The following is a 25,709-nucleotide window of genomic DNA, read 5'->3' on the forward strand; positions in this document are numbered from 1 at the left end:
GATCTACTGGAATCTTCTGGGCAGACCCAATAATTTCCACAGATCATACCGTGAAAGCACGAATATTCTAGGGCGAGGCATTAAGGAATCATGAAGGATTCCGAACCAGAATCAGAGAGGATTCGCTGGCAGAAAAACCGAACTGAGAAATGACGCAATTCGATTCTCGATCCGCCAAGCTTGGGACGATCGCGTCAGCGAAGAGCAGTTCGAGAGGGATCCCTTTCTGCTATCCTCATAAATGCTTTACACGGTAGAAGACCATGCTAGACCTGACTGGAAAGAACGCACTTGTAACGGGAATCGCGAACAACCGCTCGATCGCATGGGGCATCGCTCAGCAGCTACACAAAGCAGGCGCAAATATTGGCATCACCTATCTACCGGATGCAACCGGCAAAGCGGAAAAGAAAGTTGCCGACTTGACCGAGCCGCTCAATCCCAGTTTGTTCTTGCCTTTGAACGTGCAAGATGACGCACAGATTGAGAGCGCATTCAATACCGTGAAAGACAAATGGGGCAAGTTGGATATTCTGATCCACTGTCTCGCATTTGCTAGCAAAGATGATTTATCCGGCGATTTCTCCAAAACGTCGCGCGCGGGTTATTCGCTGGCGTTGGATATCAGTTCTTACTCGCTGGTGCAACTAGCTGGAGCCGCAAAACCTCTAATGAGCGAAGGCGGTAGTATCGTGACGCTGACTTACCTCGGTGGTGTGAAAGTCATCCCGAACTATAACGTCATGGGAATTGCCAAGGCAGCATTGGAAATGAACGTGCGCTACCTCGCAAATGAGTTAGGGCAGAACAATATTCGAGTCAATGCGATTTCAGCAGGTCCGATTCGGACATTGGCTTCCTCGGCAGTCGGTGGCATTCTCGATATGATTCACCACGTTGAAGAAGTTGCGCCGTTACGTCGAACTGTGACGCAGATCGAAGTCGGGAATACCGCAGCATTTCTCTGTAGTGACTTATCAAGCGGGATCACGGGTCAGGTGATCTACGTCGATGCAGGCTACGAAATTATGGGGATGACGGGATCGAAGCCCAGTGCTGGATAGCAATTAGACGATAGGAGATGTGCCGTGCCCAATTTTGAAACTTTGCAAAATCGAGACTACACCTTGATTTTGGATAAAAGTGGCAGTATGTCTACCAATGATCAAATTGGGGGCGGCAGTCGTTGGGAAGCAGCCCAAGAATCAACGCTGGCACTGGCGCGCAAATGCGAACAGTTTGATCCCGACGGTATTACGGTTTATACGTTTTCTAGCCGATTCAGACGGTACGAGAATGTGACGACGAGCAAAGTCGCACAGATTTTTATGGAAAACGATCCGGTTGGCTCGACCAATCTGGCAGCAGTGTTGCGGGATGCCACCGAAGATTATTTTCGCCGCAAAGCCACAGGGCAGAGCAAAACTGGAGAAACCATTTTAGTCATTACCGATGGTGAGCCGGACGATCGTCGAGCCGTGATTGAAGCGATCGTGCAAGCGACACAGAAAATGGAACGCGATGAAGAATTAGCCATTTCTTTTATTCAAGTTGGATCAGACGCCAGTGCGACAAAATTCTTGAAGGTTCTCGACGATCAGCTTCAAAGTGTGGGAGCAAAGTTTGATATCTGCGACACGGTGACGATGGATGATATGGCAGATATGAGTTTGGCAGAAGTGTTGTTGAATGCGATCGTAGATTAGCACGCTAAAACAGCGATTAAGTTTGGGCAGAATGAGCAGCGATCGAGCCTAAAATCGCAAGCCCAGTCAATCGACTCGATGCACCCAATTGGTCAGTCGCAGCAGCAATACCTACCTGAAGGAATAGCCAGGAAACCACAACGAAAAGCTCCGAACCTCATCGGGATACCGACCCGCGTCGCAAAACCGATGACGGTTCTCGATAAGTATAATTGCTCTTTGTTTTAAGCTGACCAATGTTGCAGACTTGATCCAGTTTTTAATGAAATCGTCACCTTAATGACACTTCAATTTCATATCTGAAAAGTAGCCTAAAATGTCCCCATTTTTTCACAATAAATTGTGGATTGAACTGTCAGAATGAAATCCATAGACCAGTTGATGGATACGGGGTTTGGCTCACTGGAACATTCTCTAAATGCGCAAGTCAGAAATCATAACAGCAGCACTTAAAAAAGTACGGTTATCCCTCTCTAGAGACTCTATCCAACTGTAAATCAAACCGTCATTATAGAAGAATCAATTCACCAAGTTTTAAATGAAGTTTTAGGGTAATGCCCATGTCTTGCAATTTACTTTGGAAAGCTAAATATTTGCTGAAATTCCTGAGTAATTTCCCTGTAAGGCTCTTTACTTTATTTAGAATTCGTCTTATCATTAAGTAAAGTCGAAACGACTTCGATTTAGAGTCCTGAACCTCACCGCTACACTTTCGGCTGTTCGTGCTTGTACCCCTTATTTTGTAAGCGTGCTAAAGATTTATCCCCCTTCCCAGGGTGGAGTTAAACAGCATTTCATTCCTGTATCGGCTTGGAATCGATTCGAGTTTGTTGTCTAAAGTTTTCATTTCACGGAGTTGACTGCACATGGCTACTGCCAATACCAAATCTAAATCCACTCCTAGCCCCACCTATACGGCTGATATGGTGCGGACGTATCTGCATGAGATTGGTCGTGTGCCGATGTTGACACACGAGCAAGAGATTCTCTACGGGAAGCAGGTTCAGCAGATGATGACCTTGCAAGAGAAGAAAGAAAAGCTTGAGAAGAAGCTGGGTCACGCGCCGACGCAGCAGGAGTTTTCTGAGCATGTTCATCTCAGTGATTCTGAGTTGAATGGTATTTTTCAACGGGGTCGTCGCGCTAAGCAGAAGATGATCGAAGCGAATCTGCGCCTGGTTGTGTCGATCGCGAAGAAGTATCAGAAGCGTAATTTAGAGTTCTTGGATTTGATTCAAGAAGGCTCACTTGGCTTAGAGCGTGGCGTAGAGAAGTTTGATCCGACTCGTGGGTATAAGTTCTCGACGTATGCGTACTGGTGGATTCGTCAGGCGATTACAAGAGCGATCGCTCAGCAAGCCCGGACGATTCGATTACCGATTCACATTACGGAGAAGCTGAACAAGATTAAGCGAGTTCAGCGCGAGCTAGCTCAGAAATTAGGGCGCAGTGCCACGGCGGCTGAGATCGCGGCTGAATTAGAGCTTGAGCCGGAACAGATTCGGGAGTTCTTATTGATGTCTCGTCAGCCTGTCTCGCTAGACTTACGAGTTGGAGATAATCAAGATACTGAATTGCAAGAGCTACTTGAGGACGATGGCCCTTCGCCGGATGCTTATTTGACTCAAGACTTGCTCCGTCAGGATCTTGAAACGTTAATGACGGATTTGACTCCGCAGCAGAAGGAAGTGCTGAACTTGCGCTATGGGTTGCAAGATGGGCACGAGTTATCGCTGGCAAAAGTCGGCGATCGCTTAAACTTGAGCCGGGAACGGGTTCGTCAGCTAGAGCGGCAAGCTTTGGATCATTTACGTCGTCGCAAGGCGAATGTGCGCGAGTACATTGCTAGCTAAGTTTAGGGTTTTATAACTCACAGAGGGGACATCAGTTTGATGCCCCCTTTTTTTGGTTGGAAGATGCGGCAATTTTCTAGGATGAAGTAAAGCATTGCGTCTAAAATTTAGGCAACAAAAGGATAGGTTCTCTTATGGCATTGGCTCCTATTTTGGCAAAGTCCTATATTGAACAGCGAGAGACAGGATATTGGGTCGCAAGCACTCGCATTTCTCTCGATTCGATTGTTTATGCATTTTTAGATGGAGAGTCACCTGAAAGTATTGCTCAGAATTTTCCGTTGCTTTCGTTGGAACAGGTCTATGGTGCGATCGCATTCTATCTCGCCAACCGAAAGTTAATTGATGCTTATCTGGAAGCAGGTGAAGCAGAGTTTCAGCAATTACAACAGGATTGTAAAGAGAAGAATCCGTTACTGTATGAGAAATTGAAAGCGGCTCAAGCTCAGAAGCACAATGCCGTATGACAGAGATTCGATTTCAGGCTGATGCTGATTTGAGACAAGCCATTGTAACTGGAACAATTCGCAGAGAGCCAAGACTGGATTTTCGTTCAGCTAATGACGCAGGGTTAGAAGGAATAAAAGACCCAGAAGTTCTGGCACTTGCAGCAAGAGATAACAGAGTGTTAGTAACGCACGATCGTAAGACAATGCCAATTGAATTTGGCCAATTTATTACAGTGCAGACAAGCCCCGGGGTTTTGATTCTTTCTCAGAATCTTCCAATTGGTGAATCGATCGATGCCATTATCTTAATTTGGGAAGCCTCTACAGCTGAAGAATGGACTAATCAAATTATGACCTTTCCATTTTGAAATACAAAATCAATGGTTTGAATCAATAGCTTGAAGTCACAAGTATTACGAATACTTTAGGAGAGGTGAATGTCTAAAGTTCCAGAACGCTCTGTTGGTCAATACGAAATCCAGTTGAAAGATGTAGATGATCATTTGCTTCCGGCAACCATTGAGTTAGGCTGTCGAGACTGGACTGAAGATTCTGGTCGTTGCACTGAATGTCGTATCAGTTTGCGGTGGGCGGGTGGTGTAATTGAGAACACAGACTGGCATTTCTTCGAGTCTTTCAAGAAAGTTCGAGAGCAGCTTAGTTTGCACAGTCTCCTACCAGTATGCTACGGAGCGAGCCGCAGGGTCATATTAACAGGCATGGGAATAGATATGGCTTTGGGGCGCAAAGTTTATCGAGTAGGTGAAGATGGTCAGCTAATTCGCCCAACAGCAGATATTTTCAAAACAGGTGATGATGTAGAGCCTGTGAGCGTTAAAGATCAAGAGATATTTCAAGATGAATGGTGGAAGCTGTTTCGCAAATAGCGCAGCAGTCGAACAATTTTGATGTAGTGAATTTTTATAAATTAAGTGCGAATGTGCTTGTAAAGCTAGAATTCAGGCATGGAATTAGGTTAGTACCCTGGGAAGTTCGGATTGGGCACCGCGCGGTCTGTCATTTGGTGCGCGGTGTCTGAAGAAGAATCATGACAGAGATTCTTCGTTACGTCGTTATGACTCAACAGGGAGTTCTGAGATTCGACTCCACTCGTTCCAAGAGCCGTCGTAGTTTCGGACTCTGGGATAGCCGAGAAGGTACTTTAAGACAAACCAGACGAAGGCAGAACGACCACCGATCGCACAGTAAGGGAAGATTTCTCGATCGCGAATAATGCCCTTTTCACCATAGAGCTTCTGAAGTTCCTCAAACGATTTGAATGTACCATCTGGATTCAACGCTGCAAGGTGTTCGATGTGAATTGCACCGGGGATATGTCCACCTCGTTCGTTCCCAGTTGGCGGCTGATTCAGAAAGATTTTGCCTTGGAATTCTTCGAGTGTCCGAACATCCAATAAAGCTGTATTGGGATGGTCGATCGCAGTTTGAACTTCTTCTTTTAAGACTCTCAAATCGGGATTCAGTGCAACTGCTTTTTCTGGAACTGGAGAAACGGTCGAGAGTTCTGCGGCAAGCGGGCGATTTTCTGCTTTCCATGTTTGATATCCCCCATTGAGAACGCGGATATTGTCATGTCCGAAGAGTTTGAAAAGCCAGAAGATCCAGGCTCCAGTGCCGGGATAGCTCCCATAAGCAACAACCATTGTTTCTGGAGTAATACCAGAGCGAGAGAGGAGAGATTGGAATGCGATCGCATCTAAATTTTGTCCCAGATTCGGCAGCAGTAAATCATCGAAAATACTCCAAAACACTGCACCCGGAAGATGAGCATCTTTGTAGAGATCAGGACTCATATCAACTTCTAAAATTCGGAGATTTGGCTCAGTTAAATGGTCTTGAAGCCATTGCGTATCGACGAGAACTTCAGGATGAGCGTACATTGTTATACCTCCTGCGCAAGATTTGGGGAAAGAACACGCCCGACCCGATGGACAAGCGTTGAAGACACGGAAAGCAGAGAGAAGCCGATTAAAGGATGAAAAACTGCGATCGGCAAAGATGTTTTGAGATGAATGGTGAGAAATTGCAGTCCGAGCAAGATCGGCAAGCTAATCGTCAGAATTCGGACTCGTTGAGGAAAGGCGCAGAGAAACACATAGCCCAAGAGGATCAGAGAAAGAGCACTGTATCCTCGAACTAGTAAAACGTGAATGTTCCACCAGTCGGTTTTGTAGAAGTAGGCAAGACCAACTGTGAGAACTTGGGCAATCAGACAGAGATTAAAGAGAATCGAAAGCGCATAAAATCCGATCTGGAGCCGATTACTGGATGTTTCGGCGTGAATGTGAGTCATCATTTCAGTGTTGCTCAGCAGTGTTATTGCTAAATTAAACGGAGAACTCATTCACGCCTAGACCTCGATCGAGTACTCTTATGGCAAATTTGCAACCTTTATTTGAAGCGATTTCCACTGCTAAAAACGAGCGAGAACTGCGATCGCAGGTGATTCCGAATTTAGGGAAATATTTCACGGCAACTCGATCGGGTCTCTTTTTCTTTGATCAGTTGCCGATGGTTGATCCCAAGCTGCAAAAGGTATTTGAAACGGCGCTTTCGGCTGATTACAATCCGGTTGTGCGGTATTTAGTCGATCGACATTCTCCGGTGCATGATCAAGTGATTTCACCAAAAGCTTGGAAATTAATTTGTCCGCGCCCGGATCATTGGCATGTCTTAGCAGGTCCACTGGTAAATCGAGGCAAGCTAATTGGAGGTGTAGGATTTACGCGCACGCAAGACATGAAAGCCTTTAACACACAGAATTTGATCGATTTGAGCGCGATTTGTTTGCATCTTTCGACTTGGGTTGCCACGGTGCGATCGACGAGCTTACAGAGCGATCGCTTAACCGATCGAGAACTCGAAATTGCAACACTCGTCGCTCAAGGATTGACCAATGCAGAGATTGGCGCAAAGCTTTGGATTACTGAAAATTCAGTAAAGCAAGCACTTAAGCGAATGTTTCGCAAGTTAGAAGTTTCATCACGAGCAGAAATGGTAGCAATGCTCAAGGCTGTTGAAGTTGCGTCTTGAAATGCACGTGATAAACTGGGCAGAGAAGAACTGTGGGGTGAGATATGACTTCAGCAGTAATAGAAATTTTGAAGTCGATCGAGGCACTGTCTCACGCAGAGCAGCAAGAATTGATTCGAGCATTGTGCGATCGTGAGATGGATCAACCTTTGGAAGTCTCATTAGGAGCTGATCCAAGTTTTGATACATTTGACGCAGAGAGTAAGCGTGAAGCTTTGCGTCAGAAACTCTTGTCTGGATTGGAACAAGTACAACAGGGACGAGTTGTAGACGGAGAAGTCGTGTTTGAACGATTCCAGGCAAGGCTTCGTCAGATGAGCGAGTCGCAGGAATGAGTTATCGATTTTCTGAAGATGCGATCGCTGATCTAGAAGAGATCTTCGAGTATCTAGGAAACTATAGCGTTGAAGCTGCTGCGAAGTTGTTTGATCGAATTCGCCAACGAGCAAAGTTAACCGCACGTTTTCCAGAATCAGGCAGATCTTATGACGACCTAATTCCTGGTTTAAAGGGATTTGTCGTGGACAACTACATTGTGTTTTATGTTCGTTTCGGCGACGGCATTGAGATTTTGCGGGTCATTAGTGGTTATCGGGATCTGAAGTCAATCTTTGAACCGGATTAGCGCGATCGTCAGTGTTGCATCCTAAACCTGTTGAAGTAAATTCTTGATGATGTCTAAGTATTCAGGGGCAACGGTTGGAGCATTCGCAGTTGTTTCGATAATCAGATCGCCAACAGTTTCGATCGCACGTTCATTTAGAGAATCAATCAGCAATTCTGGCATAGTCAAATTCATTTCGGCAATTTGCTTCAAGATTGCGTTGGGGTTGGGCTGAGTAACGATCGCGCTTAAAGCCTCCAACTCAGATTGGGGTAGCTGATTAATGAAATCGACCCATTCAGAAGTCGGTTGAGAATCAGCATCCGGTTCGAGTTCGCGCCGCATAGTCGAAAGTTCGAGATCGAGTAGTTCTTTTTGCTGACGACGATCGAGGATTTGATGCTCAAGCTGACCGAGTTCGGATTGCAGTGATGAGATTTGAGATTGAAGATTCTCGATCGCGCCTTGTAAAGACTTAGAACTGCCCTCAACTTGCTGGCGCTTGGGTTCAGCCGATTCGAGAAATTGAGTGAGGTCTGAACGATATTTTTCCAGTTCTTTGACTTTGGGCTGAAGCGTTGCCACTTGTATCTCTAACTGTTGTCGTTGTGCAAATAAAGCATTGACTTCTTTGGTTAATTCCGCTTTTTGGCTCTGTTGTTCAGCCAATTGAGCTTGGAATTGATTGACCTGAGCTTGCGTTGTTTTCAATCCCAATTCAGCCCGTTGTTTTGCAGATAACGTTGCGGACAATGATTTATTTAATTCGGCTTCTTTTTGCTCTAATTCTTGCAGTTTCGTTTGCAGCACATAGATTTGATTCGCAGGAGAAGCTTGGGGAGAAGTAATATTCCAGCTTAATTCTTCTTTCTGCTGCCAGAGATTCGAGCTTTGAATCTGTAGATTACGGAGTTGAGTTTGCAGCGCATTCAGACTGTTAGAAATCTGATCGCGCTCTTGGGTCATCATCACCAACGCTTCGTAAGCTTCAGAGCGTTTGCGTTGTAGTGCCCGAATGTGCCCAGTTAATTCTTGCGATCGCTGGTTGAGCGCCTGCCGATGTTGTCCTTCTGCCACGGCTGCACCCACTAAGCTAGCAAACAGGGTGAGTGCCCCAGTGATCAAGGATCTTGAAAAGTCTCGCGTGATCAATAAACTAAGACAGAAACTCACACTGAGCGCAACAAAACTGAGTAACAAGCGGCTTTTGAACATTACAGGCGATGAGAAGGGGTCTGACTGACCATTTTATCCAAGACTCGTAAAATCAGAACCGCGATCGCAACGGTTGCAACTAAAAACAGCCAATATCCAGACGCGATCGCCCTAGATTGATCCAATGCCCAACCGCCTAAGGGCGGTCCAATAAAGTATCCCAATGCCCAGCACTGCGAATTAATGCCTAAATAAACCCCACGCAACGATTCGGGTGCTAAATCCACAACAAACGCTGACGCTGACGGCAAATACGTGACCAACGCAACCGCCAATACGCCAAATACGGCAACTGCCCACGCAAAATGGAAAGCACCTGTGACCCACACGAGAGTAAATGCGATCGCCCAACATCCCGCAGACATTATCAGCACTCTGGTACGCCGGAACGAATTCAAAAATCGAGTCATCGGCAACTGAATCAGCACTGATAACGCGAGATATGCAGTGTACAAAATGCTAATCGTGGAGGGTTCAAATCCTTTATCACCATTGATTTTGACGAAATTCGTGAGATACAACGGTAACGTACTATCAATTTGCACGATGTAAGTTGTAAACATCGTATTGACGATCGCGAAAGTCAATAATCGGCGATCGCTCAAGGCAACTTTCCACCCGCTCCATTGAGAATGAGAATAAATCAATCGCTGCGTTTCTTGAATCATGAAATAAATCACAATTAAGAAAATGAGAAACGAAATTCCATCTACTACAAATAGTGCCCGATAGGCTCCTGTCGTACTGATTAACAATCCGCCTAACACTACTCCAATTCCCAGTCCTAACGTATCGGCGAGCCGAGTAATCGAATAGGCTTCATTGCGTTGTTCGGGTGTGGTCAGGTCTGCAACCGTCGCTTCTGTCGCAGGCCAGTAAAGTCCAGTTCCCAACCCCATCAACAGATTGCCAAGCACAAAGACTGGAAAATCATACGCTGTCGCAAAGGTGAAAGACGCGATCGCTGAAATCATCGCCGACATCAACAACGTCCGTCTGCGTCCCCAAAACTTAGAATCTGCAAACGTGCCCCCCAATACCCGTCCAACAACGCCTGAGATAGAGGCGCTGCCGATTCCGACTCCAACGGCTGTAGCAGAGAGTCCCACCTGATTGACAAAGAAAATCGGAGCGTAGAAGAGGGTGAATCCAGTTCCAACTTGAGAGAGTAAGCGACCAAAGGCAAGTAACCAAACCTGATGCTGAAGACGAGGGAGAAAAGGCATAAATTGAAATTCCATTCACGATCGCCGAAACGTAATCGCGATGAATTGTAATGCAGGCGCGAATCCAGCACGCCAGTATGACCAGGTATGGCTGCCCGATCGCACGCGATATTGATGGGCAATGTTTAATTGTCGCAACCGAATGTGGAACAGGGCAACCCCTTGATTGCGAAAATCTTGATCCCCACAGTCTAAATAGAGCTTAAGCACTTTAAAGCGCTCAGGGTCAGCGGCTTCGGCAATCCGGAACGGATCGTAGGATCTGTAGTGATCCGTCAAGCGATCGATACCCGTTAATCCCTGTCCATGCGCTGAAGCTCGATTCGATGCCCACTCTACATCAGTCATACTGACGATCATTTCATCCGTGTAAATCGAGGGGCTGAATGAAACGCAGGTTGAAAATATCTCTGGATATTTCAACGCATAGACGAGCGCACCGTATCCGCCCATCGACAGTCCTAGAATGCCTCGGAACCATTTCTCAGACTTGATCCGGTATTTCGATTCGATCGCAGGCATAAACTCTTGAAAGAAAAAATCTTCATAGCACAAAGAGCGATCGTAGTTATTGATGTAACGGCTGTTTCCTCCGTCGGGCATCACTAGAATCATTGGAGGAATGGTTCTATTGGCAATCAGTTCATCTGCGGTTAAATGGGTTTCCCCATAGCTAATCCAAGACGTATCATCAGATCGACTACCGTGCAGTAAGTAAACGACTGGATAAGACCGAACGGAAGTTTCGTAGTCGTTAGGAAGATAGATCGTATAGTGAATCGGTTTGCCTAAAATTTGACTCTGGATTGTGAGTCCTTCTTGAACGATGCCTCGTGCCATTCAATCCCCCGTAATTAAGATTTTTGGAGAACGATCGTATTGACTAACCGAAGAAATACGTCCAAATCCTCGATTTCATCTGCTCGAAAAACAACGTTCACAAAAGCAAGCGGGTTAAATCGTCCAGACGACTGTCCATATGTCTTGCGCCGAATTGCAAGATCCCCGTTTCCAGTGGTTAATTCAAGCTCCTGTGCTTCAATCCGTCCTGGCTCCCGATTCCGAAAAACAACATTGATAAATCCCGAACCCACTTCTAAATCAATGTCCTTCGCGGTTGAAAACCGAGCAACACCCACCTGAGCAAACTCACTTTGTGCCCGTTGTAGCCGAATTGCTGTCCAAACTCGTTCCGCAGCTTGAGCAAAAAGGTAGGCATCATTGACTAATATATCTGGAGCCGCTCCGCTAATAGAGAAACGCTGTTTCATTGTGGGCTGATCCGACAAGAAGGGTTGATTGTTCCAGGAATATTCAAATGAAGTCCTGTGATAGAGTCCATTTCTATAGATGCGCGTCATACGCTTACGCAGTCCCGTTGTTTCTGAAAAGCGCAAGACCTCGCCCTTGATCCCTTTACGAGTTTGCCAGTAATGAGCAATTCCTAGTGCACCGACAAAAGAGCATTCAGATCTAGGAGGGCGAAACATGGTGATATACATCCACGCAAACAGTACTGTTGCCAACCCTCCTCCGAGCCAAGCCCAAATTGACCCTATACCAAAAGAGTTGAGTAGTATCCCAACTAAGAATCCAAACGCGATAACAACTAGGCTGAGGATAGCAAAGAGGAAGAGATAGAAAATACTGCTCAGCAATAATATCCAAGAAGAGAACATAGTCAGTACAAACTCCAGTAAAGTTTGCAAAATTGGCGTTCTCCTCGATCGATTGAGTTCCTCTGTAATGCCTACCCCTGATGCGCTAATCACTGCTCCAATCTCTGGAGGTGGCGATGCAAAGAAAAACGTATCAGGATGGAGCAGCACGCCGTTATGATCCCTTATCTGTGCTGGCGGAGTCCAAACTGTCTGATAAGGAGTTTTCATCAACATCGTCTCGTGGATCACTTCAGTTTCTCAAGTAATTTGATTACTTTTTGGTAATTTCCCGTATTCCCTTGCCGTTGAAATAAATCTGCGGCTTTTTGCAGATCTGAGATCGCGCCTTGTTTGTCGCCCAATCTAGCGCGTGTACTGCCTCGATCGAGGTACATACCAGCATCATCGAGCAAGATCTTAGAGGCTTGGTCATAGTCCTGGATTGCGCCTTGTTTATCCCCTAACTCATAGCGGACAGAGCCTCGATTGTTGTAGGCGCGAGCAAAATTCGGCTGAAGTCTAATTGCTTGGTCATAGTCTTGGATTGCGCCTTGTTTATCTCCTAACTCAGAGCGAACAAATCCTCGATTGTTGTAGGCAAGGGCATAATCTGGCTTGACGCGAATCGCTTGACTATAGTCCTGGATAGCACTCTGTTTGTCTCCCGATTCGTAGCGGGCAAGTCCTCGATTGTAGTAAGCCTTGGCATAATCTGGCTTGAGTTTAATCGCTTGGTCATAGTCTTGGATTTCGCCCTGTTTATCCCCTACCATAGAGCGGGCAAGTCCTCGATTGTAGTAAGCTTCAGGAAAATTCGGTTTGAGCTTAATTGCTTCCGTCCAATCCTCGATCGCGCCTTGATAAGCTCGCCTCCTAGCTTTTTCTTGTCCCCTATCAAAAAGCTCCTGGGCGCTCATTGCTGAAAAAGATGAATCTGTCGTCGTTGAAGGCTTTGATACCTGTGCTTGCACTGTAGGGGAAGACAGAGGAGTAGGCGATATTGTCGGTGAATTCGATGTTTGGGTTTGCCCCTGAGTACACGCACCCAAGCTGATCGCGATCGCTAAACTTATGTTGCCTAAAACTTGACCGCTGAGATGCGATCGAAGGTTCTGATTCAGTTGTCTCATTATCTGCAACCCTATCTAAAGATTTCTTGAGCGGTTTCACTAACATAGCTCTGGGCAAAGCTTTGGGAACTTAGAAGGATCTAATCTGACGCGTCAGTCTCGCGGCGTTTTCAAGCTCCTGAAGCTTCACAAGGTAGGAGCAGGCATTCTTATTACCCTGTTGGCATCCACTCCAGAGAATCGAGCGACTTTGTTCCAGCTTGGCGCACTCTGTCGGGTCGTTGAAGTAACCGCAGCCATGAACCGCACCTGATCCAGCGATCGCAGCAGTATCATACCGATCAGCTTGCCTCGCTGGAACCTGCTGCTTTCTAACTCGGCGCTTTCTCAGAGGACGCTTCCGTCTAGACTTGAGTTCATTCACTTGAGTCGTGAACTGCTCTGAGGTTGGTGTTTGAGTTGATTCTGCACTCATTACAGGCAAACAAGTCAATAGTGCTAATGTAAGCAGCGCAAACGGAGCTAAAGCAGCCTTGATTCCAAATTTCATGATTGAACCTCTCGTCTTTACAAGATTGAACAAAAAACTACCGTTCTGAAGCTAGAGAGCTTATGCCTTTGTTTTGAGAACCGCTCATACTCTACAGGACGAGAAATGAATGACAAAATATTGTGCGAGATCTAGTTGAAGCGCAGTCCTGTACGATCGCCTAACTTGCCAGCATTTCATCTCTCCAATCGCTGATAAACATATGCCCCGGTGCGTGAGTGATGGCAAATTCAGGTTTAGCTCTTGCAATGGCAGTCTGAGTCGTAACTCCACAAGCCCAAAATACCGGAACTTCACCCTCTCGGATGGTCACTGCATCTCCATAGTCAGGACAAGATAAATCGGTGATTCCAAGTTGCTCTGGATTGCCAATGTGAATCGGTGAGCCATGAGCCTTGGCAAAGCGACTCGTGACTTCTACTGCTCGAATCGCATCCTGTGGAGTGAGCGGACGCATGGACACAACGAGAGGACTGGAGAACGTACGATTTGCTAAACAATCGATCGAGGTTTTGTACATCGGCACATTCTTACTTTCCTCAATGTGCCGAACGGATAGTCCTGCATTCAGCATTGCAGTCTCGAATGAGAAGGAACACCCAATCAAAAACGCAACCAGGTCATCTCTCCAAAACTCGCAAATGTCTGTGGTTTCCTCAATTAACTGACCGTGGCGAAAGATGCAATAACGCGGTAAATCAGTTCTAATATCTGCACCAAGCGCAATCAGTTTCGGCTCTGGATCACCCACGTCAGTCACATCTAGAATCGGACAAGGTTTGGGATTTCTCAAGCAAAATAGAAGAAATTCAAACGCCAAATCGTAAGGCAATACGACTAGATTCGCTTGTACATAACCAGGCGCAAGTCCAGGTGTCGGGCGATCCAGTTGACCCACCCGGCAAAGGTGGCGAAATTCAGTTGGAATCGTAGGATTGAGCATCAAAAAACTCCTTAGCTAGATACTTAGGGGCGAGACCATTCAAAAGCGCTAAATATTCGGACATTCACTGGGAATCCATCGATGTTCTGAGAAATCTGGTGTCGGGCAATTCATCTCTGCGGGTGGCATTCCAAACAGATATAAACCGATTAACCATGGCAACACAGATGAAGCGAGCAGCAAGCAGATCACACCGTACACACTGGAGCAAAACACAGAGACATCTATTCCACGTCGCAGAACATAAATTTTTGGCTTCTTGGGAGAATAGAATACTGTGAGAGACTCTCTGAGTGAAGACTTCTTCATCGCTGCTGCTTCAGCATCGGCATAGCTACTAAATTGATCAGAGCAATCGCCTTTAGCCAGATATGGAATACCACTGACAGCATAGCGGTAGAAAATAGTGTAGCAATAATAGTCTGAAGACCCATCATTAAGGCAACTTATGCGAAAATCTGTTGCTTCTGCCTGAGTTTCAATCCATTTTCTGCTTTGAACACCTCGACAGAGCATCTGCAATGAACACCAGATCAAGAGAATACCAGCGCTCCCAAAAATACAGAACATTATGAGGCGACCAATGATAGCGAAGATAATCATATATGTCCAAATCCGCCACCACCGGGCGTTTCAATCACAAATACATCGCCGGGATTGACTAAAACTTCTGCTTTGCTAGAGAGTGGTTCGATCGTGCCATCTTGTCGTACCACTGAATTGCATCCCGTTTTGCCAGGTTGCCCCCCCATCAGTCCAAACGGGGGAACAATTCGATGCCCGGATAGAATTGCCGCCGTCATAGGTTCTCGAAACTGAATGCGCCGAACCACCCCATTGCCGCCGCGATGTTGCCCCCTGCCGCCGCTGTTCGATCGAATCGAAAATTCCTCAACTAGTACAGGAAATCGCCACTCTAGAACTTCTGGATCAGTCAGGCGGGAATTAGTCATGTGGGTTTGCACCGCATCCGTGCCATCGAACGTTGCCCCCGCGCCAGAACCGCCACAGATAGTTTCATAGTACTGATGCTGCTGATTGCCAAAGGTGAAATTGTTCATCGTGCCTTGAGAAGCCGCCAGAATACCCAACGCACCATAGAGAGCATTCGCGATCGCTTGTGAGGTCTCGACATTGCCAGCAACCACAGCAGCAGGCGGACGTGGATTGAGGAAACACCCTTCAGGAACAATCATTTCGAGTGGCTTGAGGCAGCCTGCATTCAGCGGGATATCATCCTCGACTAAGCTACGGAAGACATAGAGAACCACCGCCTTGCAAATCGCCAATGGAGCATTCAGATTGCTCGATCGCTGTGGAGATGTCCCGGTGAAATCAATCCGAGCAGAGCGGGTCGCAGAATTGATCGTTAAATCAACACAAATCCGACTGTCATCATCCATTCGATACTCAAAGCGACCTGGCTTGAGACCCTTAATCACTCGCCGAACCGATTCTTCTGCATTGTCTTGAATGTACTGCATATAGTTCTGTACAGTTTCAAGCCCATAGGCGTGAACAATGCGACGAAGTTCTTGTACTCCTCGCTCATTCGCTGCAATTTGAGCTTGTAAATCGGCTAAGTTCTGAACCGAATTACGAACTGGATAGGGATGATTCGTGAACACTTCTAGTAGTTCTGCTTCTAGAAAGCGTCCCTGATCTACGATTTGTAAATTATCGAGGAGAATGCCTTCTTGTTCGATCGATTGACTATGCGGGGGCATCGAACCGGGTGTGATACCGCCAATATCCGCATGATGTCCGCGTGAAGCGACATAAAACATTGGCGTAGAGCAATCTGCTACAAATACCGGAGTGATGACTGTGATATCAGGTAAATGAGTCCCGCCATTGTAGGGATTATTGGAAGCATAAGCATCTCCAGGCTTTAGAGTTGTGCCTCTTGCCTGAATTAAACTACTCACACTTTCACTCATCGATCCTAAATGCACGGGAATATGCGGTGCATTGGCGACCAGTTGCCCAGAGTGATCAAAGATGGCACAAGAGAAGTCGAGCCGCTCTTTGATGTTGACGGAATAGCTTGTATTTTGCAGGGTGATGCCCATTTCTTCTGCGATCGCACGAACCAGATTGTTAAAAATCTCCAGCATCACGGGATCAGGCATCGCAGCAGGCAATGAGAGGGCAGCACCTTGAGTCTCTTCTACCTTGCTCAAAATCAGATAGTTCTGCTGCGTCAGTTCCGCACACCATCCGGGTTCAACGACGTTTGTTCCCGTGGGTTCGAGAATCAGGGCGGCTCCTGTAAGGCGATCGCCCGGTCTGAGATCTTGACGACGATAGACCGGAGTTTGATGCCGAGCCTCTTTGGTGTAGATCGGAACGGTTGCAATTGCGATGAGTGGCGTGATTCTCTGATCGGAGAGCAACGGTTCTGCGATTGGGTTTGCGTGGGCGATGGCTTCGACAGAAACTGCCTCTACAATCAAGCTTTTTTCGGGCATTGAAAAGCCATAGCGCTGCTCGTAAATTGCCTCAAATTGCGATCGCATTGCTTCGACTTGATCGAAATCAACGCTCAATGCAGAATCCGTCCCTTGATAGCGCAGCCTTGCTTTGAAGACCGTTTGAATCTGATCGGCACTCACGCCCTGAGCAATAATTTCTGCTCGACTATCTAAGTCGAGTGCGGCTAAAGCTTGTTCTAGTTCAGGCATCTTCGTTTCGTCCAGATTCGCTTCGATCGCTCGATCTTTCAACGTTCGCACATCAGCTAACCCAATCCCGTAAGCGGATAAAACGCCTGCAAACGGATGAATGAAAATCTTGGTCATGCCCAATGCTTCTGCAATCAAGCAGGCATGTTGTCCACCTGCTCCCCCAAAGCAACAGAGCGTGTACTGGGTCACGTCATAGCCGCGTTGAACGGAGATTTTTTTAATCGCATTTGCCATTTTGTCGATCGCAATTGCCAGAAAGCCAGCCGCGACCTGTTCATCGGTGCGATTGTCCCCGGTAGCCGTCCGAATTTCTGCACTGAGCGCTGCAAATTTTTGTTCAACGATCGTGCGATCGAGCGGCAGATTTCCTTCCACTCCAAACACCTGCGGAAAGAACTCAGGCTGAACTTTTCCTAGACGAACATTGCAATCGGTCACGGTTAGCGGTCCACCCTTGCGATAGCACGCAGGACCCGGATTAGCACCCGCCGATTCAGGTCCAACTCGATAGCGCGACCCATCAAACCGCAGGATTGATCCCCCTCCGGCTGCAACCGTGTGAATCGACATCATCGGCGCACACAGTCTAACTCCTGCCACTTCAGTTTCTAAGGTTCGCTCGTACTCGCCATTGTAGTGAGACACATCGGTGGAAGTGCCGCCCATATCAAAACCAATAATTTTGTCAAACCCTGCTGTGGTACTGGTTTTCACAGCCCCGACAATGCCCCCCGCAGGGCCTGAGAGAATACTATCTTTCCCTTGAAATCGCGCTGCTTCAGTCAGTCCACCATCTGATTTCATAAACTCTAGCTTGGTTGTCGAGCGAGGCAATGCCGTGCCCACTTGCTCGACATAGCGCCGTAGAATCGGAGAAAGGTAGGCATCGACGACAGTTGTATCGCCTCGACGAATCAGCTTCATCAATGGACTGACTTCATGAGAAATAGAAACCTGCTGGAAGCCTACTTTACGGGCGAGACCTGCAATCTGTTGTTCGTGTTTTGGGTAGCGGTAACTATGCAGTAGTGCGATCGCAACTGCCCGAATTCCATCTTGGTAAGCCTGTTGAAGAAGAGTGGTCAATCGCAGTTCTTCCTCAGAGGTGATGGAGACCAGTTCTTCTCCTTGTGCCGTGTAGCGTTCTTGAACCTCAATCACTCGTTCATAGACTCGCTCAGGTAAAACGATCTGACGCGCAAAAATATTCGGTCGATTTTGATAGCCGATCGCGAGCGCATCCCGAAAGCCTTGAGTCGTCAGCAGTAAAGTTCGCTCTCCTTTGCGCTCTAGTAGGGCGTTCGTCGCAACTGTCGTGCCCATTTTTACGACTTCAACTGTTCCCGGCGGAATCGCGCGATCGCTCGATAGTCCCAGGATGTCTCGAATGCCTTGAATCACGGCATCTTGATACTGTTCGGGCTGCTCTGAAAGTAGCTTATAAATAATGATCCAGGAGCGATCGGCAAGGGGAGTGACCTGGAAGCGACCCGCAATCATTGAGAGGCGATCGACGATTCCTTGATCATCGGTCACTGCAACTAAATCGGTAAACGTCCCCCCTCGGTCTGCAAATACTTTTAGCATAATTGCCTCGACTAACCCATTGAGTTTAGGTGTTGCTTGTATTTTAGGATTGCCATATCCTACAGGATGAAAATTGAATGACAAAATATCTTTTAGGATATAGTTGACAATGCAGTTTCAAGAACTCAGCGAGATCGAGCTTCGACAGATTTGCTACTTCATGGAAGTTGTGCAGAACCACAACAACTTCACCGAAGCGGCAAAGCGCATCGGCATTAAGCAACCACCACTGAGCAAGCGGATTCAGGCGCTAGAAGCATTTCTCAGCCGCAATCAACCGAATCCAGTGAAGTTATTCGATCGCAGCAAGCGTCCCATCGAGTTAACCGAAGCAGGTCAAGTCTTTCGTTCTGAAGTGCAGCAAGCATTGAGGCATCTAGAGCAAGCAATGTCTACTGCCCGACAAGCGAGCCAAGGAAAGATTGGACGATTAAGCATTGGAATGAATAATGCCATTGCTAATACAACCTTGCCTGAGATTATTCAAGCCTTTGCCCAACAGTTTCCCAACGTAGAGCTAGAACTGCATGAAATCACAATCCAGCAAGAAGTTCAGATGCTGAAGCATCATCAATTGGATGTCATCTTTCAGCGTTTTTCGAGTTTTGACGAGACCGATCCAGAATTGAGTGTTCAGCCGATTCTGGAGGAATATTTTGTCGCCGCACTACCCGTTAATCATGTGCTGGCAAAACAACCGACTGTTTCATTGACGGCGATCGCAAATGAATCGATCCTCTTACCTTCCCTGGATGTGCTGCCTTTTTATGAAAAAATCATCACGCTTTGCCGCGAGGCAGGATTTGAACCGAAAATTAATCCGACCGTAAGTGTAACAGGTGTCGTCACTCTGCTCAGCCTCATCGCATCAGGGGTTGGCGTGTCTATCCTGCCCAATCATGTACAAACGCTCCAGCGAGAAGGTGTCGTATATCGAGCGATCCAGAATGCAACGCTGAACCGACAGATCGCGATCGTGTGGCGACAAGAGGATTCATCGATTGTTTTACGTCAATTTCTCAAAGTCGTACAGGAGGTCATGAATTTGTCGCTGCAAGATTCTTGGTAATCCAGGCAAGTCATCCAAAATCGAGCGGTGGAGTCGTGCTGCATAACGCTCGATCGTCTTCCCTAACAGTACAGTGTAGTCCAGACAGGAAGATTTCCATGAACGCTCGTACCCTTTTGAACTTGGCTTTGTCTATCGCGATCGCCACTCCAATCGCACTGCCTGCATCGGCTGAAGTCGTTATCTCTAGCACAACTTCAGTCACGAGATCCCAACAAGGCGCATTGATTCCTCAAACTGCCGGGGTAATTATTAAGCTGCCAGGAGCAGTCAATGTGGATGTTGGACAAAAGCAGGACTTTCCGCTTACCGTTCCGCTCGCGCAGCCGTTGATGGATTTGCAAGGGAATGAAGTCGTGCCAGCCAATACGCCCGTTTCGGTGAAGCTGAAGCCCGAAAATGGTGGAGCGCGAATTGTCGCAGAGTCGATTGTTGTACGGGGTCAGATTGTTCCGATTCAAGCGACAACTGCGATCATTCCAGGAACCACGATCGAACAAGTCAGCGGCGCAGAACGGGCACGCGAAAATAGCGGCATGATGGGCAATTTATTTGGCTCAGTTTTGGGTGCGACCGCTCGCAGTAGCCGCAAAGCAGAAATGTTTGATCAAGGAGGCATGATTGGCGGTGCGATCGGCATTCTCAGTGGGATGAGTTCTCCAAAGAACATTCGAGTCGTGCAATTGCCCGCAGATAGCGTGTATGTTTTATCACTGCAAGCACCGATTTCATTACCAATGATCGCGATCGCGCCACAACCTGCACCCCAAGCAGAACAGCCAGAATTTAACTTTCGTAATAGTTCAGAATATCATCAAGGAATTGAGAGTGTGATCGCTGGATTCAAGCAAGGAAAGCTGTCTCAGGCAGAAGCGCGTCGCGTTATTGCGGCAGCCGATCACTATGCAACCCATCAATTAACCCCAAAACTTTATCCACTTGCAGGCTTACGTCGCCAAGTCGGGCAACTGTTCGATTATACTTACGCAATTGATCAAAAATGATCAGGTGCTGTGTCGCGATCTACTCTTTGAAATACTTATCCTATGCCTCGCGCTGTTAATCGTTCAACGGTTTTAGAAACTGGACAAGCTAAACTTTGGATCTTGCTGATTGGGATCAATCGATATCGAGATTCAAGACTGCCCTCTTTACAATATTCCGCGATCGACTGTCAGGGTCTCGCCGAAGCCTTAATTGATGCTACGCAGGCATTTCCTCAGCGATCAATGCAGATCCGACACGACTTTGGAGTACCAGCGACGCTCCAGCAAGTTCGAGACAGTTTAGCGGCGATCGTGGAATCTGCTCAAAGCCGGGATACGGTGCTGATTTACTTTTCTGGGCATGGGATTTTAGAGGACGAACAGCCTGTCCTATGCTTAGCTGATACTCAGAAAGATGACTTGCTCAATACAGGGTTGAGTATTGCTGAGCTTTTAGAACAGCTAGGTCAGTGTCAAGCTCAGCAGCAGATTGTCTGGTTAGATGCGTGTCACAGTGGAGGCATGACGCTCAGAGGCGCAACACTTCCTAATCCAACGGCTCAGATGATGGGATTGCTCGGACAGCGCGCGGTGCAAAGTCAGGGATTTTATGCGTTGCTCTCTTGTGATCAGTCTCAGCAGTCTTGGGAGTTTCCAGAGTTGGGGCATGGCGTATTTACCTACTTTCTGATGCAAGGATTACGAGGCGCGGCAGCAGATGCCAGTGGCGCGATCGATGCAGATGGATTGTATAAATATGTTTATCATCAGACGCTTCAGTACATCGATAAAAGCAATCAACAACTGCGATTGATCAATCAGCAGAAGCGAGGACGCGGTGAAACGCACTTACAGCCTGAATATCCCTTGCAAACTCCGAAGCGAATCGTTGAGGGGTTTGGGCAGTTTACGTTAGGCGTGAAATCGACCTCGATCGCGCTTTTGCCTTCTCGACAAGCCATCATCATTGATGTGTTGCGCGATCATCGCCTGACTTTGCAATTTAGTAAGTTGCTCAGTAGTGTGGGTGGGTTTGAACTGGTGTATCAATCGAGCGATTGGGAAACGGTGCGATCGCAAATTCAATTCAAGCTCGAAACCCCCGAAGCAACAAGCGTTTTAGTCTACATCCGTGGCAGAATTGCCATCGTGCAAGATGAGCCTTGTGTGATTTTGGGAGAAGGAGAGCGGATTACGCGATCGTGGTTGCGAACGGCTTTACGTCAGAGTGAAATTGCTCAGCAGATTGTGATCCTCGATTGTCCTGGGGCAGATACTTTACCAGAGTGGGTTGAAGAATTACGACGAGAGCAAGGGCAATGTTTGATCGCAGCAGCAGCGCCTCGGAATGAACCGGAACTATTTACGCGATCGCTGATTGAGACGTTAAATCGCGCCGAAAATCAGAGCGGCTTTCCTGTTGCAGCTTGGATTACTCAGCTTCAATTAGCGCTTGCAGGCAAGATGTCGCTGCATGTCTGGTTATCGGGCACTCAGGGCGTAATTGATATCTTTCCAGAACAGCAGACGGTCAAACCTTCAGAGATTGGAGTGTGTCCGTATCGAGGGCTGCAAGCGTTTAGCGAAGACGATGCAGAGTTCTTCTATGGTCGGGAAGCTCTGACTCAGCAGCTTTTACAAGCCGTTCAGCAGGATGCTTGCCTCGCAGTCGTCGGGGCTTCGGGCAGTGGAAAATCTTCGGTTGTGCAAGCCGGATTAATTGCACAGTTGCGACAAGGAAAGCGAATTCCGGGAAGCGAACAATGGTGGATTGGGCGGATGCGTCCGGGCGATCAACCGTTTGAGTCATTGGTGAAATGTTTGGCACAACCCGGAGAACAAGACCAGATTGAAGGCTTGATGTATCAGGGGACAGAAGGCTTTGTGCAATGGTTGCGAACTCGCACTGAGCCGATGGTGTTACTGGTGATCGATCAGTTTGAGGAGATATTTACGCTGGCTTCAGACTACGATCGCCGAGATTTTCTCAACATCATTTTAGAAGCGCTGGAATACACTTCCGATCGCTTTAAACTGGTGCTCACACTCAGAGCCGATTTTGTCGCAGCCGCATTGGAAATTCCTCAGCTCGCAGGGATTTTACAGCGATCGAGCATTCTGGTTCCGCCTTGTTTGAGTGATGAAGACTATCGGCAAGTGATTGTTCGTCCGGCTGAACAGGTTGGATTAAAAGTCGAAGCAAGTTTAGTCGAAGTCTTGCTACAAGAGCTAGATCGTACCCCCGGAGATTTGCCGCTGTTAGAATTCGTTTTAGAACAACTGTGGCAGAAGCGCAAAACAGGGGAATTAACCCTCAAAACTTATCAGTCTGAGATTGGGGGCTTGCAAGGCGCATTAGAAAACAAAGCACAAGCAACTTATGATCAGTTGCGTCCCGATGAACAAGACTGTGCGCGCTGGATTTTTCTATCGTTAACTCAGTTAGGCGAAGGGACAGAAGATACGCGCCGTCGAGTTTTGAAAGCGGATCTCGACGTTGCCAAATATCCGCCGAATCTCATCGATCGCACATTGCACGCACTCAGTGATGCCAAGTTGATTGTCATTAACACCGAAGAGCTGCCGACAAGTCGAGGAGAGTTAACGACAACTGAAATTCCACCTGTAGTGACGATCGAGGTGGCTCATGAAATTCTGATTCGTCATTGGTCTACGTTGCGCTGGTGGCTGACTGAGAACCGCAAACGGCTGCAAGTCCAACGCCCGATCGAGCAATCCGCGATCGATTGGCATAAAAACAATCGCCCGTCTGATCTCCTGCTGCGAGGTATGCGCTTAGCAGAAGCAGAAGAACTCTATGTGAAATACACCGATGAACTGACGCGAGAAACCCAGGAGTTTATTGCCGCCAGTCTTGACGCACGGCAAGGCGAACAGCTTGCACTCAAGCGCCGTTTGCGTCGCGCTCAGCAGGCAATTTTAGCGATCGCATCTCTAGCCATTGCAGCAATCGGTTTCGGAAGCCTCGCTGCTTGGAATCAGCGGAATGCTCAAATTCGTGAAATTCAGGCACTCTCAGCCTCTTCAGAAGCATTGTTAAACTCAAATCAGCAGCTCGAATCACTAGCAGATGGAATCAAAGCAGGACACCAATTACAACGACTCGATCGACCTTGGAATTTTCTACCTTTCGATGTGAAAACGACTGCGATCGCAACGCTGCAACAAGCGATTTCTCAAACTCAAGAATCCAATCGTCTCGAAGGTCATGCTCAACAAGTCAATGATGTTCAGATGAGTGCAGATGGACAACTGATCGCAACCGTGAGCAATGATAATGTAGTAAAACTTTGGTCACGGGAAGGGACAGCGATTCAAACGCTAACGGATCATCGCGATCGCGTTTTAGCTGTGACATTCAGTTCTGACAATCAACAGATTGCAACGGCAAGTGCAGATAGAACCATCAAAATTTGGAATCGGGATGGAAAATTAATCCACACCTTGAATGGACATCGAGACTGGGTGACTGATGTGCAATTTAGCGAGAATGGTCGATCGCTGATTTCTAGTAGCCGAGATGGAACCATTAAGCTCTGGAACTTGGATCAAAAGAAAGAAGTTCAGACCTTTAGAGGGCATCGAGGATGGGTGAATCAAATTGCATTCGGACAAAGCGATCGCCAAATTCTCTCTGGCGGTGAGGACGGAACGATCAAGATTTGGGAAGTTGGAAAATCTGGAGCGATTAGGAGTTTTAATGCTCATCGAGAGCGAGTGACGAGCGTGAGCATCGCTCCAAATCGGCAATCGATTCTCAGCAGTGGTGACAATCTAGCAAAGCTTTGGACATTGAGCGGCAAAGAGATTGCTACTTTTGAGGGACATCGCGATCAGGTGAATACAGCCATTTACAGTCCTGACGGGCGGACGATCGCGACTGGCTCCATCGATCAGACCATTCGACTCTGGAATTTAGAAGGCGCACTGCTCGAAACCATTCAAGGACACGGTGCAGCCGTAATGAATCTCAGTTTTAGTCCGGCTGGAACTCAGCTTTTAAGTGCCAGTGCAGACAAAACTGCGCGAGTTTGGCAAGTCAGTACGCTCGCAAAATTGAATACTGGATTTTCTGCCTTAGCCGTGAATGGATCGATGATTGCGATCGCGACTCCAGACCAAACGATTCAAGTCCAACAAGACGGCAATCTTCGCATTCTCAAAGGTCATACGGCTCCCATTACTCAACTTCGGTTCAGTGGCGATACCTTAATCTCAGCGAGTGCAGATAAAACCATTCGGATTTGGAATGCCAAAACGGGCGAACCGATCAAAACGATTGCCGCACATGGCGATCGCGTCACTGCCTTGAGCGTTGATCACACTCGTAAGACCTTTGCTTCAGGCAGTGCCGATAAAACTATCAAGATTTGGTCAATAGATGGCAATGCGATCGCAACGTTGCAAGGTCACACCGATGAAGTAACCGCCCTCAGTTTTCTTGCAGATGGACGCTTAGCTTCTGGCAGTATCGATAAAAGCATTCGATTGTGGAATGTGGATCAGAAAACCTCAACGGTGCTTGGAGAACATCGATTAGCCATTTCTGATCTCGCTGTAAATGGCGATACTCTAGCTTCAGCCAGTTGGGATAATACGATTCAGCTTTGGTCAATCCAAGAAGCACGCTCAAAATATACGCTGATTGGACACAACAACGGAGTGACCTCTTTAAGCTTTCACAATTCAGTACTCGCATCAGGCAGTAGTGATAGCACAATTAAGCTCTGGAATGCGGAAACTGGGGAATTGATCAAGACCTTAAATGGCACTCAGGATAGGGTTGCGAGCGTGGCATTTCAGGGCAATACTCTGCTGAGCACAAGCGATCGAGCCGGATTGACGACTTGGGATTTCGATTTAGAGCGCTTGATGAAGCAGAGTTGCGATCGCGTGCAGTTTTTTGCGCGATCGCACTCTGATTTAGCGAAGCTGTGTAATTGATAGAGCAGTCCTAAGTAGATGGACGTGATTAAGTATCAGTCCAGCGCGTCCTCTCACTTCGTTGCTCACCCGCCCCGGAATGAA

At 47.3% G+C, this 25,709-nt stretch carries 24 protein-coding genes; 12 read left to right on the top strand and 12 right to left on the bottom strand.

Annotated elements, in window-relative coordinates; genetic code table 11:
* Positions 1–263: 263 nt before the first annotated feature.
* Together fabI and OU814_RS03150 are read left to right on the top strand one after the other, a co-directional pair.
* Positions 264–1,064, top strand: a complete 801-nt coding sequence (gene fabI / locus OU814_RS03145) for an enoyl-ACP reductase FabI (RefSeq protein WP_017290536.1) — start codon at positions 264–266, stop codon at positions 1,062–1,064.
* Between the two features lie 24 nt (positions 1,065–1,088).
* Complete coding sequence (locus OU814_RS03150; protein ID WP_268180393.1) at positions 1,089–1,706, top strand: vWA domain-containing protein; 618 nt, start codon at positions 1,089–1,091, stop codon at positions 1,704–1,706.
* Positions 1,707–1,722: 16 nt separating this feature from the next.
* On the opposite strand, the gene OU814_RS03155 is transcribed toward OU814_RS03150, so the two are convergent.
* Positions 1,723–1,845 carry a hypothetical protein gene (locus OU814_RS03155; RefSeq protein ID WP_263970838.1) on the bottom strand — a complete coding sequence of 41 codons (123 nt, stop codon included), beginning with the start codon at positions 1,843–1,845 and terminating at the stop codon, positions 1,723–1,725.
* Between the two features lie 727 nt (positions 1,846–2,572).
* On the opposite strand from OU814_RS03155, the gene OU814_RS03160 reads away from it, so the two are divergent.
* From OU814_RS03160 to OU814_RS03175, 4 genes are all read left to right on the top strand, one after another.
* Positions 2,573–3,559, top strand: coding sequence for an RNA polymerase sigma factor, RpoD/SigA family (locus OU814_RS03160; protein ID WP_268180395.1), 987 nt, complete (start codon positions 2,573–2,575; stop codon positions 3,557–3,559).
* Between the two features lie 134 nt (positions 3,560–3,693).
* A complete protein-coding gene (locus tag OU814_RS03165; RefSeq protein ID WP_268180398.1) occupies positions 3,694–4,026 on the top strand; it encodes a DUF433 domain-containing protein in 333 nt (110 codons plus the stop codon).
* A complete protein-coding gene (locus OU814_RS03170; RefSeq protein ID WP_268180400.1) occupies positions 4,023–4,376 on the top strand; it encodes a DUF5615 family PIN-like protein in 354 nt (117 codons plus the stop codon). The genes OU814_RS03165 and OU814_RS03170 overlap by 4 nt, the downstream gene beginning before the upstream one ends.
* A 69-nt stretch (positions 4,377–4,445) precedes the next feature.
* Positions 4,446–4,895, top strand: coding sequence for a hypothetical protein (locus OU814_RS03175; RefSeq protein WP_268180402.1), 450 nt, complete (start codon positions 4,446–4,448; stop codon positions 4,893–4,895).
* A gap of 186 nt (positions 4,896–5,081) precedes the next feature.
* Here the strand turns inward: OU814_RS03175 and OU814_RS03180 are convergent, their stop codons facing one another.
* Together OU814_RS03180 and OU814_RS03185 are read right to left on the bottom strand one after the other, a co-directional pair.
* Positions 5,082–5,909: a sulfurtransferase gene (locus OU814_RS03180; protein WP_268180404.1), complete on the bottom strand. Its 828-nt coding sequence runs from the start codon at positions 5,907–5,909 to the stop codon at positions 5,082–5,084.
* Between the two features lie 2 nt (positions 5,910–5,911).
* Entirely contained in the window at positions 5,912–6,373 is a 462-nt protein-coding gene (locus OU814_RS03185) for a DUF6220 domain-containing protein (RefSeq protein ID WP_268180406.1), read from the bottom strand.
* A gap of 29 nt (positions 6,374–6,402) precedes the next feature.
* Here OU814_RS03185 and OU814_RS03190 point away from each other — a divergent pair, with 29 nt between their 5' ends.
* The 3 genes from OU814_RS03190 to OU814_RS03200 are packed head-to-tail and all read left to right on the top strand — an operon-like array spanning position 6,403 to position 7,687.
* Positions 6,403–7,062 (top strand): helix-turn-helix domain-containing protein, encoded by a 660-nt coding sequence (locus OU814_RS03190; RefSeq protein WP_268180408.1) that lies wholly within the window; start codon positions 6,403–6,405, stop codon positions 7,060–7,062.
* 44 nt (positions 7,063–7,106) lie between these two features.
* On the top strand, positions 7,107–7,397 hold the full coding sequence (locus OU814_RS03195; RefSeq protein WP_017290527.1) for a hypothetical protein: 291 nt from the start codon (positions 7,107–7,109) through the stop codon (positions 7,395–7,397).
* Positions 7,394–7,687, top strand: a complete 294-nt coding sequence (locus tag OU814_RS03200) for a type II toxin-antitoxin system RelE/ParE family toxin (RefSeq protein WP_017290526.1) — start codon at positions 7,394–7,396, stop codon at positions 7,685–7,687. Before OU814_RS03195 ends, OU814_RS03200 begins: the two co-directional genes overlap by 4 nt.
* A 21-nt stretch (positions 7,688–7,708) precedes the next feature.
* Here OU814_RS03200 and OU814_RS03205 read toward each other — a convergent pair whose 3' ends face one another.
* The 9 genes from OU814_RS03205 to OU814_RS03245 all read right to left on the bottom strand — a co-directional run bounded on the left by OU814_RS03205 (position 7,709) and on the right by OU814_RS03245 (position 18,689).
* Entirely contained in the window at positions 7,709–8,881 is a 1,173-nt protein-coding gene (locus OU814_RS03205) for a tellurite resistance TerB C-terminal domain-containing protein (RefSeq protein ID WP_017290525.1), read from the bottom strand.
* The gene (locus OU814_RS03210; RefSeq protein WP_225885673.1) at positions 8,881–10,107 is read right to left on the bottom strand and encodes an MFS transporter; all 1,227 of its coding nucleotides are present in this window, start codon (positions 10,105–10,107) and stop codon (positions 8,881–8,883) included. Before OU814_RS03210 ends, OU814_RS03205 begins: the two co-directional genes overlap by 1 nt.
* A gap of 15 nt (positions 10,108–10,122) precedes the next feature.
* Complete coding sequence (locus OU814_RS03215; protein ID WP_017290523.1) at positions 10,123–10,947, bottom strand: alpha/beta hydrolase; 825 nt, start codon at positions 10,945–10,947, stop codon at positions 10,123–10,125.
* Between the two features lie 14 nt (positions 10,948–10,961).
* Positions 10,962–12,002: a hypothetical protein gene (locus OU814_RS03220; protein WP_268180415.1), complete on the bottom strand. Its 1,041-nt coding sequence runs from the start codon at positions 12,000–12,002 to the stop codon at positions 10,962–10,964.
* Between the two features lie 11 nt (positions 12,003–12,013).
* Positions 12,014–12,898, bottom strand: a complete 885-nt coding sequence (locus OU814_RS03225) for a tetratricopeptide repeat protein (RefSeq protein WP_268180417.1) — start codon at positions 12,896–12,898, stop codon at positions 12,014–12,016.
* A 70-nt stretch (positions 12,899–12,968) separates the two neighbouring features.
* Positions 12,969–13,388 carry a hypothetical protein gene (locus OU814_RS03230; protein WP_268180419.1) on the bottom strand — a complete coding sequence of 140 codons (420 nt, stop codon included), beginning with the start codon at positions 13,386–13,388 and terminating at the stop codon, positions 12,969–12,971.
* Positions 13,389–13,548: 160 nt separating this feature from the next.
* Positions 13,549–14,331, bottom strand: a complete 783-nt coding sequence (locus tag OU814_RS03235) for a putative hydro-lyase (RefSeq protein ID WP_017290519.1) — start codon at positions 14,329–14,331, stop codon at positions 13,549–13,551.
* 48 nt (positions 14,332–14,379) lie between these two features.
* Entirely contained in the window at positions 14,380–14,847 is a 468-nt protein-coding gene (locus tag OU814_RS03240; RefSeq protein ID WP_442786139.1) for a DUF3592 domain-containing protein, read from the bottom strand.
* 83 nt (positions 14,848–14,930) lie between these two features.
* Positions 14,931–18,689, bottom strand: coding sequence for a hydantoinase B/oxoprolinase family protein (locus tag OU814_RS03245; protein ID WP_326498274.1), 3,759 nt, complete (start codon positions 18,687–18,689; stop codon positions 14,931–14,933).
* A gap of 25 nt (positions 18,690–18,714) precedes the next feature.
* On the opposite strand from OU814_RS03245, the gene OU814_RS03250 reads away from it, so the two are divergent.
* From OU814_RS03250 to OU814_RS03260, 3 genes are all read left to right on the top strand, one after another.
* A complete protein-coding gene (locus OU814_RS03250; protein WP_268180421.1) occupies positions 18,715–19,674 on the top strand; it encodes a LysR substrate-binding domain-containing protein in 960 nt (319 codons plus the stop codon).
* 98 nt (positions 19,675–19,772) lie between these two features.
* Positions 19,773–20,678, top strand: coding sequence for a hypothetical protein (locus tag OU814_RS03255; RefSeq protein ID WP_268180423.1), 906 nt, complete (start codon positions 19,773–19,775; stop codon positions 20,676–20,678).
* Positions 20,679–20,720: 42 nt separating this feature from the next.
* A complete protein-coding gene (locus OU814_RS03260; RefSeq protein WP_268180425.1) occupies positions 20,721–25,625 on the top strand; it encodes an nSTAND1 domain-containing NTPase in 4,905 nt (1,634 codons plus the stop codon).
* Positions 25,626–25,709: the final 84 nt, after the last annotated feature.

It is taken from the genome of Leptolyngbya sp. GGD (assembly GCF_026735145.1).
In the GTDB taxonomy this organism is placed as follows: Bacteria; Cyanobacteriota; Cyanobacteriia; order Leptolyngbyales; family Leptolyngbyaceae; genus Leptolyngbya; species Leptolyngbya boryana.

What these genes read in the sequence shown, in the direction of transcription:
- OU814_RS03185 (WP_268180406.1), bottom strand. Translation starts at nt 6,373, where the DNA reads ATGAGTTCTCCGTTTAATTTAGCAATAACACTGCTGAGCAACACTGAA.
- OU814_RS03210 (WP_225885673.1), bottom strand. Translation starts at nt 10,107, where the DNA reads ATGCCTTTTCTCCCTCGTCTTCAGCATCAGGTTTGGTTACTTGCCTTT.
- OU814_RS03235 (WP_017290519.1), bottom strand. Translation starts at nt 14,331, where the DNA reads ATGCTCAATCCTACGATTCCAACTGAATTTCGCCACCTTTGCCGGGTG.
- OU814_RS03160 (WP_268180395.1), top strand. Translation starts at nt 2,573, where the DNA reads ATGGCTACTGCCAATACCAAATCTAAATCCACTCCTAGCCCCACCTAT.
- OU814_RS03165 (WP_268180398.1), top strand. Translation starts at nt 3,694, where the DNA reads ATGGCATTGGCTCCTATTTTGGCAAAGTCCTATATTGAACAGCGAGAG.
- OU814_RS03260 (WP_268180425.1), top strand. Translation starts at nt 20,721, where the DNA reads ATGCCTCGCGCTGTTAATCGTTCAACGGTTTTAGAAACTGGACAAGCT.
- OU814_RS03215 (WP_017290523.1), bottom strand. Translation starts at nt 10,947, where the DNA reads ATGGCACGAGGCATCGTTCAAGAAGGACTCACAATCCAGAGTCAAATT.
- OU814_RS03205 (WP_017290525.1), bottom strand. Translation starts at nt 8,881, where the DNA reads ATGTTCAAAAGCCGCTTGTTACTCAGTTTTGTTGCGCTCAGTGTGAGT.
- OU814_RS03230 (WP_268180419.1), bottom strand. Translation starts at nt 13,388, where the DNA reads ATGAAATTTGGAATCAAGGCTGCTTTAGCTCCGTTTGCGCTGCTTACA.
- OU814_RS03250 (WP_268180421.1), top strand. Translation starts at nt 18,715, where the DNA reads ATGCAGTTTCAAGAACTCAGCGAGATCGAGCTTCGACAGATTTGCTAC.
- OU814_RS03170 (WP_268180400.1), top strand. Translation starts at nt 4,023, where the DNA reads ATGACAGAGATTCGATTTCAGGCTGATGCTGATTTGAGACAAGCCATT.
- OU814_RS03225 (WP_268180417.1), bottom strand. Translation starts at nt 12,898, where the DNA reads ATGAGACAACTGAATCAGAACCTTCGATCGCATCTCAGCGGTCAAGTT.
- OU814_RS03220 (WP_268180415.1), bottom strand. Translation starts at nt 12,002, where the DNA reads ATGTTGATGAAAACTCCTTATCAGACAGTTTGGACTCCGCCAGCACAG.
- OU814_RS03240 (WP_442786139.1), bottom strand. Translation starts at nt 14,847, where the DNA reads ATGCTCTGTCGAGGTGTTCAAAGCAGAAAATGGATTGAAACTCAGGCA.
- OU814_RS03200 (WP_017290526.1), top strand. Translation starts at nt 7,394, where the DNA reads ATGAGTTATCGATTTTCTGAAGATGCGATCGCTGATCTAGAAGAGATC.
- OU814_RS03195 (WP_017290527.1), top strand. Translation starts at nt 7,107, where the DNA reads ATGACTTCAGCAGTAATAGAAATTTTGAAGTCGATCGAGGCACTGTCT.
- OU814_RS03255 (WP_268180423.1), top strand. Translation starts at nt 19,773, where the DNA reads ATGAACGCTCGTACCCTTTTGAACTTGGCTTTGTCTATCGCGATCGCC.
- OU814_RS03175 (WP_268180402.1), top strand. Translation starts at nt 4,446, where the DNA reads ATGTCTAAAGTTCCAGAACGCTCTGTTGGTCAATACGAAATCCAGTTG.
- fabI (WP_017290536.1), top strand. Translation starts at nt 264, where the DNA reads ATGCTAGACCTGACTGGAAAGAACGCACTTGTAACGGGAATCGCGAAC.
- OU814_RS03190 (WP_268180408.1), top strand. Translation starts at nt 6,403, where the DNA reads ATGGCAAATTTGCAACCTTTATTTGAAGCGATTTCCACTGCTAAAAAC.
- OU814_RS03180 (WP_268180404.1), bottom strand. Translation starts at nt 5,909, where the DNA reads ATGTACGCTCATCCTGAAGTTCTCGTCGATACGCAATGGCTTCAAGAC.